The sequence below is a fragment of the Actinoplanes sp. NPDC049599 genome (genome assembly GCF_044465625.1).
GTDB lineage: Bacteria > Actinomycetota > Actinomycetes > Mycobacteriales > Micromonosporaceae > Actinoplanes.
Map to the genome: position 1 here is coordinate 83798 of NZ_JBITLX010000007.1, position 18722 is coordinate 102519.

The 18722-nt window shown below is 73.9% G+C and carries 16 protein-coding genes and 2 pseudogenes; 9 read left to right on the forward strand and 9 right to left on the reverse strand.

Annotated features, from left to right (window positions below):
* Positions 1-6 precede the first annotated feature (6 nt).
* Entirely contained in the window at positions 7-855 is an 849-nt protein-coding gene (locus ACIBQZ_RS15275) for an SCO3242 family prenyltransferase (RefSeq protein ID WP_396089222.1), read from the reverse strand.
* Complete coding sequence (locus ACIBQZ_RS15280) at positions 852-1994, reverse strand: inositol-3-phosphate synthase (RefSeq protein WP_396089223.1); 1143 nt, start codon at positions 1992-1994, stop codon at positions 852-854. Before ACIBQZ_RS15280 ends, ACIBQZ_RS15275 begins: the two co-directional genes overlap by 4 nt.
* Positions 1995-2219: 225 nt before the next feature.
* On the opposite strand from ACIBQZ_RS15280, the gene ACIBQZ_RS15285 reads away from it, so the two are divergent.
* From ACIBQZ_RS15285 to ACIBQZ_RS15300, 4 genes and pseudogenes are all read left to right on the forward strand, one after another.
* Entirely contained in the window at positions 2220-3032 is an 813-nt protein-coding gene (locus ACIBQZ_RS15285) for an NAD(P)H-binding protein (RefSeq protein ID WP_396089224.1), read from the forward strand.
* Positions 3033-3036: 4 nt separating this feature from the next.
* Positions 3037-3969, forward strand: a complete 933-nt coding sequence (locus ACIBQZ_RS15290; RefSeq protein WP_396089225.1) for an AraC family transcriptional regulator — start codon at positions 3037-3039, stop codon at positions 3967-3969.
* Between the two features lie 53 nt (positions 3970-4022).
* Positions 4023-4195, forward strand: a pseudogene (locus ACIBQZ_RS15295) (IS5/IS1182 family transposase); the annotation flags it as partial.
* Positions 4177-4401, forward strand: a pseudogene (locus ACIBQZ_RS15300) (IS5/IS1182 family transposase); the annotation flags it as partial. The pseudogenes ACIBQZ_RS15295 and ACIBQZ_RS15300, both read left to right, overlap by 19 nt.
* A 184-nt stretch (positions 4402-4585) precedes the next feature.
* Here the strand turns inward: ACIBQZ_RS15300 and ACIBQZ_RS15305 are convergent.
* Together ACIBQZ_RS15305 and ACIBQZ_RS15310 are read right to left on the reverse strand one after the other, a co-directional pair.
* Complete coding sequence (locus ACIBQZ_RS15305) at positions 4586-5302, reverse strand: hypothetical protein (protein WP_396089226.1); 717 nt, start codon at positions 5300-5302, stop codon at positions 4586-4588.
* 988 nt (positions 5303-6290) lie between these two features.
* Entirely contained in the window at positions 6291-7526 is a 1236-nt protein-coding gene (locus tag ACIBQZ_RS15310) for a serine/threonine-protein kinase (protein WP_396089227.1), read from the reverse strand.
* An 89-nt stretch (positions 7527-7615) separates the two neighbouring features.
* Between ACIBQZ_RS15310 and ACIBQZ_RS15315 the strand changes: the two genes are divergently transcribed.
* Positions 7616-9130, forward strand: coding sequence for a diguanylate cyclase (locus tag ACIBQZ_RS15315; protein WP_396089228.1), 1515 nt, complete (start codon positions 7616-7618; stop codon positions 9128-9130).
* A gap of 218 nt (positions 9131-9348) precedes the next feature.
* Here ACIBQZ_RS15315 and ACIBQZ_RS15320 read toward each other — a convergent pair whose 3' ends face one another.
* Positions 9349-9849 carry a hypothetical protein gene (locus tag ACIBQZ_RS15320; protein ID WP_396089229.1) on the reverse strand — a complete coding sequence of 167 codons (501 nt, stop codon included), beginning with the start codon at positions 9847-9849 and terminating at the stop codon, positions 9349-9351.
* 98 nt (positions 9850-9947) lie between these two features.
* Positions 9948-11120 (reverse strand): PucR family transcriptional regulator, encoded by a 1173-nt coding sequence (locus ACIBQZ_RS15325; protein ID WP_396089230.1) that lies wholly within the window; start codon positions 11118-11120, stop codon positions 9948-9950.
* Positions 11121-11215: 95 nt separating this feature from the next.
* On the opposite strand from ACIBQZ_RS15325, the gene ACIBQZ_RS15330 reads away from it, so the two are divergent.
* From ACIBQZ_RS15330 to bluB, 4 genes are read left to right on the forward strand one after another with little or no spacing between them, the layout of a single operon-like run.
* Complete coding sequence (locus ACIBQZ_RS15330; protein WP_396089231.1) at positions 11216-12274, forward strand: ferredoxin reductase; 1059 nt, start codon at positions 11216-11218, stop codon at positions 12272-12274.
* Positions 12275-12305: 31 nt separating this feature from the next.
* Entirely contained in the window at positions 12306-13514 is a 1209-nt protein-coding gene (locus ACIBQZ_RS15335; protein WP_396089232.1) for a fatty acid desaturase family protein, read from the forward strand.
* A 23-nt stretch (positions 13515-13537) separates the two neighbouring features.
* Positions 13538-14779, forward strand: coding sequence for a D-arabinono-1,4-lactone oxidase (locus tag ACIBQZ_RS15340; RefSeq protein ID WP_396089233.1), 1242 nt, complete (start codon positions 13538-13540; stop codon positions 14777-14779).
* On the forward strand, positions 14776-15402 hold the full coding sequence (bluB, locus tag ACIBQZ_RS15345; RefSeq protein WP_396089234.1) for a 5,6-dimethylbenzimidazole synthase: 627 nt from the start codon (positions 14776-14778) through the stop codon (positions 15400-15402). The genes ACIBQZ_RS15340 and bluB overlap by 4 nt, the downstream gene beginning before the upstream one ends.
* 5 nt (positions 15403-15407) lie before the next feature.
* Here the strand turns inward: bluB and ACIBQZ_RS15350 are convergent, their stop codons facing one another.
* The 3 genes from ACIBQZ_RS15350 to ACIBQZ_RS15360 all read right to left on the reverse strand — a co-directional run bounded on the left by ACIBQZ_RS15350 (position 15408) and on the right by ACIBQZ_RS15360 (position 18675).
* A complete protein-coding gene (locus ACIBQZ_RS15350) occupies positions 15408-15812 on the reverse strand; it encodes an ester cyclase (protein ID WP_396089235.1) in 405 nt (134 codons plus the stop codon).
* Positions 15813-15936: 124 nt separating this feature from the next.
* On the reverse strand, positions 15937-16977 hold the full coding sequence (locus ACIBQZ_RS15355; RefSeq protein ID WP_396089236.1) for a hypothetical protein: 1041 nt from the start codon (positions 16975-16977) through the stop codon (positions 15937-15939).
* 315 nt (positions 16978-17292) lie between these two features.
* Positions 17293-18675 carry a cation:dicarboxylate symporter family transporter gene (locus ACIBQZ_RS15360; protein ID WP_396089237.1) on the reverse strand — a complete coding sequence of 461 codons (1383 nt, stop codon included), beginning with the start codon at positions 18673-18675 and terminating at the stop codon, positions 17293-17295.
* Between the last annotated feature and the right edge of the window lie 47 nt (positions 18676-18722).

Genomic DNA, 18722 nt, shown 5'->3' on the forward strand with positions numbered 1-18722 from the left:
GGCCGGTCATGTCGGTGACACCTTGCGGGCGAGCAGCCGACCGAGCGGGGCAGCGGCCGCGACGGCGACGCCGAGCCAGGCGCGGCCGGCGCGTGCGGTGAGCGCGCCCTGGAGCGCGGGCAGGGCCGTGATGCCCGCGCCGACGGCGCCGCGCACAGTGGACGGTGCCGGGTCGGTGAACAGCCGGGCCTGGGCGCGGCCGTAGCTGGTCAGGTATTCGCCGGCGAGCATCGCGGTGGCCGGGGTGCCGCGGGCCGCGACCGCGCCGGCCAGCCCGGCGGTGGCCGCCAGGGTCGCCGCGGGCAGGGCGGCGGTGCTGCTGCCGGCGACCTCGCGGCGGGACAGCTCGGTGACCGTGTACGTGTGGGCGGCGACGACCAGGGCGGCCGGCACGGCTCGTACCGGATCGCCCGGGGTTGCCCCGAGCAGCACGTCGAGGCCGCGGCACAGGGCCATGCCGGCCGGCCCGGCCGCGGTGTTCTTGGCCCGCAGGTCGTAGGCCCAGACCGCGGCGGCCAGCGGCACCGCGACGGCCAGGGCCCGCGCTCCCCCGGCCCGGGCGGCCAGGGCCAGCCCGGTCGCGGTGAGCCCGGCGGCGAGACCCAGCGCCGCGGGCGCGGAGATCCGGCCGGACGGGATCGGCCGCTCGGGGCGTTCCACCGCGTCGAGCTCGCGATCGGCCCAGTCGTTGGCGGCCATCCCGGCCCAGTAGAAGCAGACCGAGGCGCCGGCCAGCCCGGCGGTGCCGCGGCCGAGCGTGCCGGCCGCGGCCGCCCCGGCGATCACGTCGCCGGGCACGGACAGCGCGGCGGGCGCCCGGACCAGCTCGACGACGGTACGCAGCGGAGCCTTCACCGCGCCGCGTCCAGTCCCGCCGTGAACGCGGCGAGGGTCGCCCACTGCTCGGCCAGCGCGGACGGGCCGGCGCCGAGCGGGTCCTTGAAGAAGAAGCCGAGCTCGCCCAGCGGACCGGCGCGCCCGGCGCGGTGCGCGGCGGCGGTGAGCCGGGCCAGGTCGAGCACCAGCGGGGCGGCGAGCGCGGAGTCGCAGCCGTGCCAGGTGAACTCCATCCGCATCCCGGTGCCGAGGAAACCGTCGAAGGTGATCAGGTCCCAGGCGGTCTTGAAGTCGCCGATCTCGGCCACGTAGTCGATCCGGCTGGTGCCCTCCGGCCGGTAACCGAGGGCGTCGCCGAGCACCCGCTGCTTGCTGGCCACCTTGGCGGCGTTGGCGGCCGGGTCGGCCAGGTTGGCGCCGTCGCCGCCGCCCAGCAGGTTGATCCCGGACCAGCTGCGCACCCGCAGGTTGCGCAGCGCGAACATCGGCGCCAGCACCGACTTGACCAGCGTCTCGCCGGTCTTGCCGTCGTTGCCCGCGTACGGCAGCCCCTCACGCAGCGCCAGCCCGTCCAGCGCGGGCAGCCGGGCGCCGGTGGACGGGGTGAAGTCGATGAACGCGCACCCGGCGGTGAAGGCCGCGTAAGCCGCGAGCGCGCTGGGCGGGAGCACCGGCTCGGGCCCGCGCAGCGCCGAGGTCAGCGCGGCCAGCCCGGCGTGCGCGGGGTGCGCGGCGGCCAGCGGCTCGGTGGTGGACACGTTGACGACCACGATCTCGTCCAGCGCGTGCCGGGTGCGGAACTCGCGCAGGTCGGCGGCGATCCGTTCGGCGGTGCCGGCCTGGGTGTCCGCGCCGGGCAGCGGCCGCAGGTCGGCCTCGACGGCGGTCAGCTCGCCGGCCAGCGCCGCGACCAGCCGGCCGGGCACCACCCCGGCGGCGGCGAGGGCGTCGGCCTTCTTGAGCACCGGGGTGGTGACGATGTCGTGGCCGCCGAAGACCAGTTCGCCCCAGCCGGGCAGGGCCGGGCTGCGCAGCTGGGGCAGCTCGGTGACACAGCCGGTGGGCTCCACCAGGCGGGCCCGCAGCGCGAGGGCGCCGACCACGGCGGTCACGGCGACGGAGCCGCGCGCACCGATCAACCAGATTCCCGTGCGCATGACGGCATCCCCTCCGATAACACCATGTGTCACCTGTGTTACGTGAAGCGACGCTAACCCAGGCTCCCGGACAAAGGAAAGGCTCGATATGAAGAAAGTTCTCCATTGTCGACGAAAACTTTTTTGTGCACCGTACGAAAGTCGGCCGAGTCTCGTGGACGCTCGCGTATGGACGCGCGCCTCCGGACCATGGCCCGTCCCGCCGCCCGGCGGTTGACTCGACCCATGACCACTCTGGTGCTCGGCGGCACCGGCAAGACCGGCCGCCGGATCGTTTCCCTGCTCACCCGCCGCGGCCTGCCCGTCCGGGCCGGCTCCCGCGCGGCGCGGCCACCGTTCGCCTGGACCGACCCGCGGACCTGGGACGCCGCGCTGGCCGGCGTCGACGCGGTCTACCTCAGCTACTACCCCGACCTGGCGCTGCCCGGCGCGGCGGAGACGATCGCCGCGTTCGTGGCGCGGGCGGGCGCCCGCGGCGTGCGCCGGCTGGTCCTGCTCTCCGGCCGCGGCGAGCCCCGGGCGCTGGCCAGCGAGGAGACCGTCCGCCGCTCCGGTCTGTCCTGGACGGTGGTGCGGCCCAGCTGGTTCAACCAGAACTTCAGCGAGGGCTTCCTGCTGGACGCGGTGCTGGCCGGCGAACTGGCACTGCCGGTGGGCGAGGCCGCCGAGCCGTTCACCGACGCCGACGACATCGCCGAGGTGGCGGTGGCGGCGCTCACCGACGAACGGCACGCCGGGCAGACGTACGAGCTGACCGGCCCTCGGCTGCTCACCTTCGCCGAGGCGGCCGCGGAGATCGGCGCGGCCTGCGGCCGCCCGATCGGCTTCGTGCCGCTGCGGCCGGCCGAGTTCACCGCGGTGCTGCGCGAGCACGGCATGCCCGAGGACCTCGGCGACCTGTTCCACCTGGTCACCGACGGCCGCAACGCCCACCTGACCGACGGCGTGCAGCGCGCCCTCGGCCGCCCACCCCGGGACTTCGCCGACTACGCCCGCGCGGCGGCCGCCACCGGCGTCTGGGACGTGGCGCTACGGTGACCGCGTGGACTCGCTGACCGGGCTGCTGGACGGGCCGCGGGCGCGGGGGGCCTTCCTGCTGCGGTCGCTGCTGGCACCGCCGTACGCGCTGCGGATCGAGGACGAAGCGCCGCTGACGGTGCTGACACTGGTGCACGGCGTCGCCTGGGTCCTGCCCGACGGGGCCGACCCGGTGGAACTGCACCCGCACGACGTGGCGCTGATCCGCGGCCCGGGCCACTACACGGTCGCCGACGACCCCGGAACCCCCTGGCAGACCCTGATCGGCCCCGGCGAGACCTGCACGACGCTGACCGGCCCGGACCGCACAACACGGATGGACCGGGCCGGCCGCACCTGGGGCGACGGCCCGGACGGCGGCACCCTGCTGCTCACCGGCACGTACCAGCTGCACAGCGAGGTGAGCCGGCGGCTGCTCACGGCACTGCCACCGCTGCTGGTCCGCCCGGGCGAGACCGGCCCGGTGAACCTGCTCGCCGCCGAGATCGCCCGCCCGGAACCGGGCCAGGAACTGGTGCTGGACCGGATCCTGGACCTGCTGCTGGTGGCGGTGCTGCGAGGCTGGCTGGCCGACCCGGCCTCCGGGGCGCCGGCCTGGTACCGCGCCCGCACGGACCCGGTGGTGGGCCCGGCGCTGCACCTGCTGCACGAGGAGCCGGACCAGCAGTGGACGGTGGCGAGCCTGGCGGCCCGGTGCGGGGTGTCCCGGTCGGCACTGGCCCGGCGCTTCACCGAGCTGGTCGGCGAACCGCCGATGAGCTACCTGACGGGGTGGCGGCTGGCGCTGGCGGCGGACCTGCTGCGCGAGGAGGAGCTGACGATCGGGGCGGTGGCTCGGCGGGTGGGGTATGGGAGCTCGTTCGCTTTGAGTGCGGCTTTCAAGCGGGAGCGCGGGGTGAGCCCCCAGGAGTACCGGCGGGAGTGCCGCTGTTGGTGAGCTCGCGGCGCGCGCCTTCCACGTCCGCTCCACCATGCCCCGCCGCGATCCCGATGGTCACCCGCAGCCTGAACCACCTCGCCGGTCGGGCCCGGTCGAGCGGAACGGCGGGCCACCGTGCTGGCCTCATCCGAGCCCGCCGCCACCAGCGGCGATCCCGACGGCGGCGCTCGCAGCCCGGGCCGGCCGCCGGCGCAACGGTGACACCCGGACCCGCCTGGCCGGCTGCCCTGCCCGGCGCCGGCCCGCACCCACGCCATCATCGACACCCCTGAGATGACGTTCGCCGACAAGGGCCTACCAAGGCGCCCGCGGCAGCATCCGGACACCGTTCAAAGGCCACCGCTGCGCTGCAGCCCGCACCGAGCGACCCCGATCATGCAAACCATCCTCGTCCGACACCACGTCGAGAACCCGACCTACCGGGGATGATGATGGCTCATGGATTGAATCCAAATTGTTGCCGCCTTGCTCTTCCGGTGACCGGGGCAGCACATTCTCACGGCGTCGCCAGAATGGCATGATCGAACGCGGATCGGGGTCGAAAATGTCAGTCGGGGGCGGGATAATTGGTCCATGCGGCAGCTCCAACTTTTCACCACGGCCGAGGTGGCGGCTATGCGCGATCGGACCGCGTCGCGCAATTACTCGGCGGCGCGGGAGGAGTTCCGGCGCACGCATCAGCGTCACCGGGACTGGGGCTTGGCGCGCCGCCACGCCGAGCGCCTGCGCCGCGTGCGGGAGAGGGAGCGGCAGGCGGGCGCCGCGGATCGCACGCCGGGTGGGCCTGCGGCACCGGCGGGCAGGCAAGCCGGTTCCCGCCGGACGCCGCGCCCGGCGCCTGGACCATCGCAGGCCCCGAGACCAGGACCAGCGACCTGCCCGGCATCGGGCCCTGCATCCCGCCCGACATCCGGCCCTGCATCCCGCCCGACATCCGGCCCTGCATCCCGCCCGACATCCGGCCCTGCATCCCGCCCGACATCCGGCCCTGCATCCCGCCCGGCGGACGCGGGCAGCGCCGCGCCACTGACCGGTCCGCGACGACGCCTCCCCGTGTCGGGGCCGACGTCGCGCCCAGCGTCGGGAGCAGCAATCCACCCGGCATCAGGACCCGCACCGCGGCCGACGCCGGGTCCGGAAGCACAGCAGCCGTCACGACCTCCACCGCGGCCAGCGCCAGGAGCGGCAGCACGCCCGCCATCAGGACCGGCGTCGCGCACAGCACCGCCCCCGAGACCGGAAACCACACCGCGCCGGGCACCGGGACCAGTTCCGGAATCACGCCCGGGACCACGGCCAGCGCCGGGACCGGCACCTTGTCCGGCACCACGACCAGGACCGCGCCAAGCACTGGGACCAGCAACCCAACCGGAGTCAGGACCAGCACCGCAGCCCGGGGGCCGGACCGGCACCGCACCCGCCATCGCGACCAGCACCGGGAGCGGCAAACCATCCGATATCACGACCAGCACCCTGCCCGATACCCGAACCAGTGGCACGCCCAGCGCCCGGACCGGCATCACGCCCAGCGCCCGGACCGGCATCACGCCCAGCGCCCGGACCGGCATCACGCCCAGCGCCCGGACCGGCATCACGCCCAGCGCCGGGGCCGGCGTCGGGACTGGCATCACGCCCAGCGCCGGGACCAGCCCCAGGGCCGGCGTCGGGGCCAACGTCAGGACCAACGTCAGGACCAGCAACCCTCCCGATTCCGGGACCGGCGTCACGTCCGACCTCACGCCCGGCGTCAGAGACCGGCCGAGTCCGGCCCGCGCCGCATGCGCCGGCTCGCGCGGATCGAACCCGGCAGCCCGCACCGGCCACCACCCGCATCCGACGCAACGCCACCGACGCCAACCGCCGGCTCCCACCCCTGCCCACCCACCAGCGGCGAAAACCCGCCCGTCACCAGCAACGCCGCCCCGAGTACGGCCGGCCCGTGTCCCTCGCGAACAACACCCCGACCCGACGAAGAATTGGCGCGCGAACGAGCGAATCGTCCGACGTCAGCCCAGAAGTCCTGCAGAATCGCGGACGGTCTCCACCTATCAGAATGGTAACCGTCGCACGCCGGAGACCATTCGCCCGACGGTCCTTGAAAATGCATTTTGGGGGACGGCGCCCATGTCCCGGCGCCCCGGCCGCGGCGCTCTCATCGCCATGCAGCAGCCGGCAAGAAACGCTTCGGCGGTCACTTCCAGGATGACGCCCGGCGTGAGTGACGCGGAAACGGACAGCCTGCGCCGAGGCGAGCTGCCGGCCACAGGACGACCGGAAGCACAGCGAGCCCACCTGAACACACCCGGGCGGCCGGACGATCAGCCCTTGCCTTTGTGCTTTCCCTTGGACTTCGGCGCCTTCGCCTTCTTCGGTGCCTTGACCTCGGCCTTGGCTTTCGTCTTTGTCTTCGGCAGGGGCCTGGCAACGGTCACCGACGAGGCCTTCCGGGCGACCGGCCGCGCGACCGGATCGGCAGCCGGCGGGGCCGGCGGGGCCGGCGGGGCCGGCGGGGCCGCTGTCGGTGTGGTGGTGGACGGTGCCGGCGTTGACGGGACCGTCGCCGCCTCCGCGCGGACCGCGTTCGGCGCTCCGGACGGCCACCAGGTGAACGACGACATCATCGCCAGCATCGTCACCGCCGCCACCAGCATCGCCGGGCGGCGGGACCGCCGGGGCCTCAGCGATCGGATCGTCACCGTCGGGGCTTGCGCGGTCGCGGCCGCGGTCGGCAGCGTCAGGGGTTCCGGGGCCGGCAGGCCGACCGCCGCGCCGAGGATGCGGGCCGCCTCCGCCGCGGTTGGGCGGTCTTCCGGGCGTTTTGCCAGCGCTCGGCGGCACACGTCGGCCACCTTGGGCGGCAGGCCGGCGATGCGGGGCAGCGGGGCTGGTTCCGTGTACAGGTGGTTGCCGACCATTTCCGTCACCGTCGAGGCGGTCCAGGGCAGCCGGCCCGCCAGCGCGCGGTAGAGCAGCAGGCCCAGCGCGTACACGTCGGTTGCGACCCGGACCGGGCCGCCGTCCAGGCGTTCCGGGGCCAGGTAGGCCGGGGTGCCCAGGACCTCGCCGTCCGCCTCGTCGACGGCGCCGGCCGCCGCGGAGATGCCGAAGTCGACCAGCTTCACGCCGTCCGGGGTGACCATCACGTTGCCGGGTTTGACGTCGCGGTGCACCACGCCGCGGGCGTGCGCCGCCGCCAGCGCCGACGCCACCTGGGCGCCGATCCGGGTGGCGGCCTGCCAGGGCAGGGTCCGGGAGAGCAGCAGGTCGTCCAGCGTGGTGCCTTCGACCAGCTCCATCACCACGTACGGGCGGGCCTGACCGGACGCGTCGACGGCCTCGCCGTAGTCGTAGACCTCGACGATGTGCGGGTGGCGCAGGCCGGCCGCGGCGCGCGCCTCCAGGCGGATCCGGGCCGGGCGGGCCGGGTCGGCGGTGGCGTACGCGGCGAGCACCTTGACCGCCACGTCGCGGCCGAGCACCTGGTCGTGGGCCCGCCACACCTCCGACATGCCGCCCGCGCCGAGCCGTTCCCGCAATTGATACCTGTCATCCACGCGGCGGCTGTTCCCACCGTGACCACGGTGAAACCCGGACGCTCCGGTTCGCGCCCCGAGCGAGACCTGTGACCACTAGATTGCGTTTTGTGAGCATCGAGGTCGCGGAGCTGGAGCTGCGGCCGGTGACCGAGTTCCGGGCCACGGCCGCCGCGGCCGCGCCGCTGGAACGCGACGGCGACGAGCGGACCGTCATGCGCGCGCGGCTGATCCGGGCCGACGCGGCGCTGCGCGAGGGGCGTACGGCCGAGGGTGGCACCCTCGCCCAGCAGGTGAACGCGTGGGCGCTGGAGCGCGGGGACGCGTACGTGCTGGCCTGCAGCCACCGCACGCTGACCCACTTCCACTACTACATCGGTGACCTGGCCGGGGCCCTCGGCAACGCGGTGCAGGCGGTCGCCCACCTCGGTGACCACGACCCGGCGGCAGTCCGGGTGCGGCACCTGATGACGCTGGCCGTGGTGCTCGGCGAGAGCGGCTCCCCCGGCGACGCCGCGCGGCGCTACCGCGAGGCCCTGGACCTGGCCGCCGCGATGGGCGACCACCAGCAGATGCTGATGATCCTCGGCAACCTGGCGAACCTGGCCACCCAGGAGGGCGACCCGGCCACCGCAGCCCGGGCGGTGGCCCGGATGGCCGAGGTGCACGCCGCCAGCGGAATCGCGCTGGACGGCCCGCAGCTCATCACGATGGCCCGGGTCCGGCTCGCCGCCGGTGACCACGCGGCGGTCGAGGAGATCCTGCGCCCGCTCACCCAGGACCCGGAGTTCCGGCACAGCACCAGCGCGGCGCTGCCCGAGGCGATGCTGACCCTCGGCGAGGCGCACCGGCTGGCCGGGCAGTTCGGCGCCGCGCAGGCCGACCTGGACGCCGCCCGCCGGCTGGCCCGGGACCGCGGGCTGCGGGCCACCCAGGCCGCGATGCTCGAACAGCAGGCCGTGCTGTACGCCGCGATGGACCTGCACCGCGAGGCGTACGACGCGCACGTGGCGTACCACCGGTACTTCGCCGAGCTGCAGTCGGCGCAGCGTGACGCGCAGGCCCGGACCCTGCAGGCGGTGTTCGAGGCGACCGAGGCCCGCCGGGTCGGCGAGCACTTCCGCGAGCTGGCCCACCGGGACGCGCTGACCGGGCTGTACAACCGCCGCTACGCCGACGAGCGGCTGCCCGCGCTGCTCGGCGAGGCGGTGGCCGGCGGCCGTCCGCTGGCGGCGGCGATCGTCGACCTGGACCACTTCAAGCGGATCAACGACACGCTCTCGCACGACGCCGGCGACCTGGTGCTGCGCCAGGTTGGCCGGCTGCTGACCGAGGCGGTGGCCGACCCGGCGTTCGCGGCCCGGCTGGGCGGCGAGGAGTTCCTGCTGGCGCTGCCGGGCACCGGGCTCGGCGCGGCGGTGCGGCGCTGCGAGGAGCTGGCCGCGCGGATCCGCGGGCACGACTGGAGCCCGGTCACCGGCACGCTGCCGGTCACCGCCAGCATCGGCGTGACGGTCACGGCGGACGGCCAGGTGACGCCCGCGATGCTGCTCTCCCGAGCCGACCGCCACCTGTACGCCGCCAAACACGCCGGCCGCGACCGCGTGGTGGGCGACGCGCAATAAGCACCCGGACCGGATCGGGCCGCGCCCCGAAAAGCCGGACCGGCCAAGCCGCGCCCCGAAAAGCCGGACCGGCCGAGCCGCGCCCCGAAAAGCCGGACCACCCGGGCCGCGCCCGGAAGACCCCGACCGCCCGGGCCGCACCCAGAAGACCCCGACCACTCGGGCCGCGCCCAGACGACCCCGACCACTCGGGCCGCGCCCAGAAGACCCGGACCCGCTCAGGCAGCGTCCGGGGACCATCGGGGCCGGGGCACGTGGCCGGCCGCGAGCGCCCCGACCACCGCCGCGGCGAAAGCCTCCCGGTCCCCCGGCGAATACCCGTGCGCGTTCGCCGCGGTCGCCGCTGCCGCCCACACCGCGCGCAACTGATGCTGGTCGAAGGCCGGCACCGGCGTGTCCGGCACCTGCGCCAGCTCGTCCGTGCGCGGGCGCCGCCACAGATCCAGCAGTGCGGCGAACCGCCCCCGCCCGGTCGGCACCGGCCGGGCCGCGGGCTCCCCCGCCGCCAGCGTCACCACCGTCTCCGCGACGAAGCCCAGCACGAACGGCGCCCACCGGGCGCGCAGCCCCGCCGGCACGCCCGTCAAGGTCCACGGCGCGATCCGGTACGCCTCCAGCACCGTCGCCACCTCCGGCAGCTCGCCGGGCGCCAGCGCCGCCAGCACCTCCCGGACCACGTCCTCGCCGGTCCGCACAGCATCGTCGTCGTACAACGGCACGCCCCCGTCTGCTCGGCTCCCCGCGCTGACCATAGGCACGCCACACCGAGGCGGGCCACGGTCGTCACGCGTTCGGGGACGGGCGGGGACGCGTCGACTCAGGCCGGGTCGGTGGCCAGCGCGACGGTCAGCTGGAGCAGCCACTGGGGGTCGCGCAGGCGGTCGCCGTACAGGTCGCGGAGCCGGGTCATCCGGTAGCGCACGGTCTGCGGGTGCACGAAGAGCGCCGCCGCGACCTCGTCGCGGCGGCCGTGGTGCAGCAGCCAGCCGCGCAGCGTCTCGATCAGCTTGGCCGCGTTCGGGCCCTTCTCGTCGGCCAGCGGCGCCAGCACCCGGGCCCGCAGGTCGGCCAGGGCCTGCGGGTCCGCGGTGACCACGAGCCGGACCAGGTGGTCCTCGGTGTCGACCACCGCGCCGCCGGTGCTCGGCGCGAACCGGGAGGTGCGGACCGCCCGGGCCAGCGAGTCGCGGGCCTGCAGCCAGGGCCGGACCGGGCCGACGACCGCGCCGCGCCCGGCGAGCAGCCGCATCAGGTGGATCCGGGACGGGCCCTGGGCGTCCGGGACCAGCAGCACCGAGGTCTCGTCCGGGCCGGCCTCGGCGACCTGGAGCGTGCGGGCGTCCAGCAGGTCGAGCACGGCCCGGGCGAACGGCTCGGGCACCAGCACCGCGGTGAGCGTCTGCGGCGGCACCCATTCCGCCCGCTCGGCCGCCGCGGTGACCACGTGCGCGGGCTCGCCGGCCAGCAGCGCCTGGGCGAGCCGCTCCAGGTGCCGGCGGCGGACCCGGCCGGAGCTGGCCAGCTCGTCGGCGTGCCCGGCCACGCTGGCCGCGGAGAGCTCGTCGATGTACGCGAACACCAGCTCGGCGAAGTGCGCGATCGTCGCGGAGTCCTGCCCGGCCCGCACGCTGATCGCCGCCAGCTCCCGCCACGCCACCCGGGCGCCGAGCCGGTACGCCGCCAGCAGCGCGTCCAGGCTGCGCCCGTTGCGCGCCTCGCCCCGGCCCAGCGCGTACGCGGCCTCCAGCGCCTGGTGCAGCGGCGACTCGCGGCCCCGGGTGGACGAGCGGGACACCAGGTTGAGGAAGGTGGCCAGCGCGGCCCGGACCGCCTTCTCGATCTGCGGGCCGAGCGGGCCGGCGAAGGCCTCGGCGTACGCCGGCACCCCCGCGGTGATCGCCTCGACCGTCTGGGCGGCCACCCCCGGCAGCGCGTGGCGAAGCGGCGCGACCGCCTCCCCGGACAGCCGGAAGTCCTGCACATCACTCACTTCGACCTCCTTTTGTTCGCTACGAACAATAACCCGCGCCGAAATTCCCTTGACCAGGTCAGGCAGAAGTGCCGCGTGGGACGCAGGCTTGTCCCATGGCGGTAACTCACACCCTGCGCTCGCGTGCCTGGCGGGTCGTGGAGCTTCTCACCACCCCGGTGGTGCCGGCCGACTACCTCGACGTTGTCGCGCCGTTACGCAACGCGAACGTCCTGCGCGCCCGGATCGAGGAGGTCCGGCCCGAGACCCGCGACGCCGTGACCCTGGTGCTCCGGCCCGGTCGCGGCTTCCGCCCGCACCAGCCCGGCCAGTACGTCCGGATCGGCGTCGACGTCGACGGCGTCCGGCTGTGGCGCGCGTACTCGGTGACCAGCGCACCCGGCCGGCTGTCGGTGACCGTCAACGCGGTCGAGGACGGCGCGGTCAGCAACCACCTGATCCGGCACGCCCGGCGCGGCATGCTGGTCAACCTGGACCAGCCCGCCGGCGACTTCACACTGCCGGCCGCCCGGCCGGAGAAGGTCCTGTTCGTGACCGCCGGCAGCGGCATCACCCCGGTCATGGGCATCCTGCGCAGCGCCCTGCACGAGCTCGGGGACGTCGTGCTGGTGCACTCGGCGCCCGAGCGCGAGGCCGTCGTGTTCGGCGACGAGCTGCGCACGCTGGCCGCGGCCGGCCGGCTCCGGCTGATCGAGCGGCACACCCGCGCCGACGGCCGGATCACCCCGGCCGAGCTGGCCACCCTGGTGCCGGACCTGGCCGAGCGGCAGACCTGGGCCTGCGGGCCCAACGCGATGCTCGACGAGCTGGGCGCCCACTGGGACGAGGTGGGCCTGCCGCAGAACCTGCACGTCGAGCGCTTCCGGCCGAAGGTCATCGCCACCGGCGACGGCGGCAAGGTCACGTTCGGCCGCACCGGCACCGTCGTCGACGCCGGCGGCAGCACCCCGCTGCTGGAGGCCGGCGAGGCGGCGGGCGTGCTCATGCCGTCCGGCTGCCGGATGGGCATCTGCTTCAGCTGCGTGCTGCCGATGACCGAGGGCGCCGTCCGCGACCTGCGCGACGGCTCCGTCACCACCGCCGTCGAAGGCGACAACGTCCTGGTGCAGACCTGCATCTCGGCCGCCGCCGGCAACTGCCACCTCGACCACTGACTCCCTGACGAAGACGATCCTGAGGACTGCCGTGACCACTTTGCAGCGCAAGCCCGTGAACCCGATCGCGCACCTGACCGCCGAGGACATCGAGGCCATCGGCCGCGAGCTGGACGAGCTCCGCGACAAGATCGTGGCGAGCCGCGGTGAGAGCGACGCCCGGTACATCCGCAAGGTGATCACCACGCAGCGCCGGCTCGAGCTCGCCAGCCGCGCGGTGCTGCTCGTCTCGATCTTCCCGCCGGCCTGGCTGCTGGGCACCGCCGGCCTCTCGATCGCCAAGATCCTCGAGAACATGGAGATCGGGCACAACGTCATGCACGGCCAGTGGGACTGGATGCGTGACCCGAAGATCCACTCGACCACCTGGGAGTGGGACAACGCCTCGCCGTCGGAGCAGTGGAAGCACTCGCACAACGAGCTGCACCACACGTACACCAACGTGATCGGCAAGGACAACGACCTGGGCTACGGCATCATGCGGGTCGACGAGCAGCAGCGCTGGAGCCCGATCCACCTGGGCCAGCCGCTCTACAACTTCGTCAACGCCTGCTTCTTCGAGTACGGCATCGCCGCGTACGACCTGGAGCTCGGAAAGAACCTCAAGACCAGGAAGCGCCGCCAGTCGCCGCAGTTCAAGGAGCGGCTCAAGCAGGTCCGCCGCAAGATCGGCAAGCAGGTGCTGAAGGACTACGGCGTGCACCCGCTGCTGTCCGCGCTGACCGGCTCCTGGCTGACCACGATCGCCGCCAACGCCACCGCCAACCTGGTCCGCAACCTCTGGACCCACTCGGTGATCATGTGCGGTCACTTCCCGGAGGGCGTCGAGACCTTCGAGCGCTCCTCGATCGAGGGCGAGACCCGCGGCGAGTGGTACCTGCGCCAGATGCTCGGCTCGGCCAACATCGACGGCAACCGGGCGATGCACATCATGACCGGCAACCTGTCGTACCAGATCGAGCACCACCTCTTCCCGGACCTGCCGAGCAACCGCTACCAGGAGATCGCGCCGCAGATCCGCGACCTGTTCCAGCGGTACGGCCTGTCCTACGTCAGCGGCTCGCTGCCCCGCCAGGTCGGTTCCGCCTGGTACAAGGTCTTCCGGCTCGCGCTGCCCAACCGCGGCGAGGCCAAGCGCCTGGCCGACGGCCCCCGTCCGGTCAGCGGCCGCCGGCAGACGCCGGCCACCCGCTGGCAGCGCCCGGCCACCGAGGCGGAACCGGTAGTGGCGAACTCCTGAGCGAATTCGCCTAGGCTGGCCCGGTGAGCGACGTGGTGAAGAACTGGGCCGGCAACATCACCTTCGGCGCCCGCCGGCTGCACCGGCCGGCGGGCCTGCCGCAGCTGCAGGACCTGGTCGCGGCGGGCGGGCCGCTGCGGATCCTCGGCAGCGGCCACTCCTTCAACCGGATGGCCGACACCACCGGCGACCTGGTCAGCCTCGCCGGCCTGCCGCGCGTCGTGGAGATCTCCGCGGACCGCGCGACCGTCCGGGTGGACGGCGGCATCCGGTACGGCGAACTGGTCGGCCCGCTGGAGGCCGCCGGGCTGGCGGTGCCCAACCTGGCGTCGCTGCCGCACATCTCGGTCGCCGGCGCGGTCACCACGGCCACCCACGGCTCCGGTGTGCGCAACCGCAACCTGGCCGCCTCGGTCGCGGCGATCGAGCTGATCCGCGGCGACGGTGAGCTGGTCACGCTGCGCCGCGGCGACGAGGACTTCGCCGGCGCGGTGGTCGGGCTGGGCGCCCTGGGCGTGATCACCGCGCTCACCCTGGACGTCGTCCCGGCGTTCGAGATCCGCCAGTACGTCTACGACGACCTGCCCCGGGCGTCGCTGGAGCAGCACCTGCCGGAGATCCTCAGCGCCGGCTACAGCGTCAGTCTGTTCACCAACTGGGCAGGCGCCGACATCAACCACGCCTGGCTCAAGCGCACCGAGCCGATGCCGGAGGGGCTCTTCTTCGGTGCGCGCCCGGCGGACGGCCCCCGCCACCCGGTGCCGGGCGTGGCCGCGGACAACGCCACCGAGCAGTTCGGCGTGCCGGGCCCGTCGCACGCCCGGCTGCCGCACTTCCGGCTGGAGTTCTCCCCCAGCACCGGCGCGGAGCTGCAGTCGGAGTGGATGGTCCCGCTCGACCGGGCGCTGGAGGCCATCGACGCGGTGGCCCGGGTGCGGGAGCAAGTGGCCGCGGTGGTGCAGGTCAACGAGCTCCGCACGGTCGCCGCGGACGACCTGTGGCTGAGCATGAACTACCAGCGCGACAGCCTGGGCCTGCACTTCACCTGGATCGCCGACACCGCGGCCGTGCTGCCCGTGGTGGCAGCGCTGGAGGAGCAGCTCGCGCCGCTGGCGGCCCGCCCGCACTGGGGCAAGGTCTTCACCCTGGACGCGCCCACGGTCCGCAGCCGCTACCCCCGCTTCGCCGACTTCCGCGCGCTGGTCCAGCGGTACGACCCCAAGGGCGTGTTCCGCAACGCCTGGCTCGACGACATCCTGGGATGATCCACGACCTGTACGAGACCATCAGCCGCCGCCGCGACGTCCGCGGCCAGTTCACCGGGGAGCCGGTGAGCGCCGCCGTGCTCGAGAAGATCCTGACGGCCGCGCACGCCGCGCCGAGCGTCGGGCTGTCCCAGCCGTGGGACTTCATCCTGGTCCGCGACCCGGAGCTGCGGCAGGCCTTCCACCGTCACGTGCACACCGAGCGCGAGGTCTTCGCCGCCACCCTGGACGGCGAGGCGGCCCGCCGGTTCGCCGGCATCAAGATCGACGGGATCCTGGAGTCCACGCTGTCGGTCGTGGTCACCTACGACCCCGGCCGCGGCGGCCCCGCGGTGCTGGGCCGGCACGCCATCGCCGACGCCGGGCTCTACTCGGTGTGCCTGGCCATCCAGAACCTGTGGCTGGCGGCCACCGCGGAGGGGCTGGGCATCGGCTGGGTGTCGTTCTACCGGGAGGAGTTCCTGCGCGAGCTGCTGGGCATCCCCGGCGGCGTGCGGCCGGTGGCCTGGCTGTGCCTGGGCCCGGTCAGCCACCTGGAGGCCGTACCGGATCTGGAACGGCACGGCTGGCGGCAGCGCCGGCCGCTGCACCTGGCGCTGCACACCGACCGCTGGGGCGGCTGAGCTGGTCAGGCGGGGATGATCCGGCCGCCGATCTGCTGGGCCACCTCGAGGTCGTTGCCCTCGAACCAGGTCTCGGCGATCCTGCCGCCGACCACCCGGAAGATGATGATGCCGGTCTCCCGGACCTGCTGCCCGCCGGACGGCAGGTCGAGATAGCCACCCCGGTACGTCGACCGGATCGTGTACCGCACCACCAGCTTGTCCCCGCTCTGGATGACGTCCTCGAGGACGGGCTGCTGGCCGGCGAAGGCGGCCGGGTACCAGCGCAGCCAGGTGGCGAAGGCGGCCAGGTCGCCGCTCCCGCCCGGCCCGTGCGCCACGAAATCGTCGGTGACCAGCTCGGCCAGCCGTTCGGCGTCCCCCGTGCGGCACATGGCGAACCACGCTCGCGCGATCTCGGTCAAATCCATGCATCAAGTTCTATGTCATGACGGGCCCGGGCGCACTGCCACCACCCCGGCGGAATCAGGGAGTTTGCCGGCGGGGCCGGCCACCACCGGCGGCCGGGACGGATCCCGGCCGCCGGCACCCAGGTCAGTCCGTGACCGGCGGCGCCGTCTCGGCCGCCTTGCGCAGGTCCGCCGCCTCCGCCCGGTACGGGTTGTAGCTGTACGACCGGGCCAGTTCCCCCGGCACCGCGAAGTACTCGGCCGACAGCTTCGCCGGATCCGTGGCGATCTCCCCGCGCCCCGGCAGGTCGTCGCCGTCGTCCCAGCCCCACGGCGCGTTCGCCGAGTTGGTGCCGCAGGAGTACGTGCCCACCCCGCAGCCGCCCGAGGTGTCGCCCGCGAAGGTGCCCAGGTTGGCGAACAGGCCGGTGTTGTCCCGCTGGGCCCAGAGCCCGCCGGCCGCGAAGACGTCGATCAGCTCGTACCGCACGTCGCGGTCGTTGGTGCTGCTCGGCGTCTCGCCCGCCGTCGACGGGTAGTACACGACGCCGTCACCGTTGATCGTGTACTGCGGGTACGCCTTCAGCCCGTGGCCCTGCACCTCCTGCGCGGTCACCGGGTGCTGGAACTCGTCGTGCGGCGACGACTGCGACTGCAAGGTCCCGTCGACCGTCTCGCGCCCGCTCGTCCACGGACTGCCGCTCGGGGTGTACGAGTAGAAGCTCGTGTGCGCCACCGTCACCGCCGATCGCAGCACCCCGTAGGTCGAGCCGTCCTTCTGCACCGCGAGCAGCACGCCCTCGCCGTCGTTCTCGTGCTCGGTCTCGAAGAACGGGTGGTCCACCCAGTCCCGGGGGTGGAAGAAGAAGTACGTCAGGTACCAGTGCGTGCTGGTCTCGGCCACCGAGTAGTACGCCGCCGCCGCGAAGGAGGCGTCCGCCTGCGCCGCCCGGTCCCAGTTGTTGCGGCCGTTCCAGTCGCCGTCGAAGTTCACCCTGGTGATGTAGTCCGCCTTGCCGCCGAGCGCGTGGCTGCCGGTGGCGTCGACGTCCTGGTAGTGGATGGGCGCCCAGCGCAGCGCCAGTTCGGCCCGGCCGATCGCCGCACCGGCGGGTGCCGGGGCGGCGAGGCCGATGGACACCAGCGCTACCGACAGTACGGCCGCGATCCTGCTCCTACCGGGCATGTGTGCTCCCCACGTTCCGCTATGGACGAACTCGAGGGAAACCTAAGAGATAGACCGTGGTCTGTACATGGCCGCGCCGGAACGCCCGGATGGCCACCGGCCGAAGAGTCGGCGCGCCCGGACACGCCCGGGGCCACCCCGCCGCGCCCGGGGCAGTTCGGGATCGGCGCGACGGGGTGGCGGATCGGGGCCGCGGGCCCGGCGGACCGACCGCAGGGGCGGGACCGGGGACGCGGGGCGGGGCCGGGGACGCGGGGGCGGGGCGGGGCTGGGGACGTGGGGCGGGGACGCGGGGGCGGGGCCGGGGACGCGCGCTCAGCCGGGCGAACCCGCGGGCACGGCCGGTGCGGACGCCGGCGGGGCGACGGCCGGCGCCGGCTCGTCGTCGTCCTCGTCGAGCATCGTGGACTCGTCGAACGGGTCCCCGCCGGCCAGCACGGTCAGTGCCCGGTCCCGGTCGAACTCCCTGGTCCAGGTGCCGATCAGCAGTGTGGCGACCGCGTTGCCGGCGAAGTTGGTCAGGGCCCGGGCCTCGGACATGAAGCGGTCGATGCCGACGATCAGGCCGACGCCGTCGAGCAGTTCCGGGCGGTGGCTCTGCAGGCCGCCGGCCAGCGTCGCCAGGCCCGCGCCGGTGACCCCGGCGGCGCCCTTGGAGGCGATGATCATGAAGACCAGCAGCGAGATCTGCTCGCTGACCGACAGCGGGTCGCCGACCGCCTGGGCGACGAACAGCGACGCCATGGTCAGGTAGATCGCCGTGCCGTCCAGGTTGAACGAGTAGCCGGTCGGCACCGTGATGCCGACGACCGGCTTGCTCACCCCGAGGTGCTCCATCTTGGCGATCAGCCGGGGCAGCGCCGACTCCGACGACGAGGTGGAGACGATCAGCAGGAACTCCCGGCCCAGGTAGCGCAGCAGCTGGAAGATGTTGATCCGGGCCACCAGCAGGAGCAGCGCGCCGAGCACCACGAAGACGAAGATCGCGCAGGTGGCGTAGAAGCCCAGCATGATCTGGGCGAGGCTCTTGAGCGCGTCCACACCGGTCGCGCCGACCACCGCCGCGATCGCGCCGAACGCGCCGACCGGGGCCAGCCACATGATCATGGCGAGCACCTTGAAGACCAGCCGCTGCAGCACGGTGACCGCGCGCAGCACCGGCTCGCCGCGGGCGCCCAGCGACTGCAGCGCGAAGCCGATCAGCAGCGCCACCAGCAGCGTCTGGAGCACCTCGCCCTCGGTCAGCGCGGAGAACAGCGAGGTCGGGATGATGCCGAGGACGAAGTCCGCGGTGCCCTCGCTCGCGGTGTCGCCGACCGCCTTCTGCCCGGCCTCGGCGACCGAGGCGTCCAGGTTCAGGCCGGCGCCCGGGTGGATCAGGTTGCCGACCACCAGGCCGATGGCCAGCGCGACGGTCGACATGGCCAGGAAGTAGCCGAGCGCGAGCCCGCCGACCTTGCCGACCTTCGCGGCCTGGCGGACCGAGCCGACGCCCAGCACGATCGTGCAGAAGATGACCGGGCTGATCATCATCTTGATGAGGTTGACAAAACCGGTGCCGATCGGGCGCAGTTCCACCGCGACGTCGGGCACGAGGAAGCCGACGGCGATGCCGAGGATGACGGCGACGATCACCGCCAGGTACAGGTAGTGGGTGCGGTCGCGCTTGACCGCCGGCGCGGGACTCTGGCTCTCCATGCCGCAGACTGTGGCCTGGGTCTCACCCTCGGGGCACCATTGCGTTC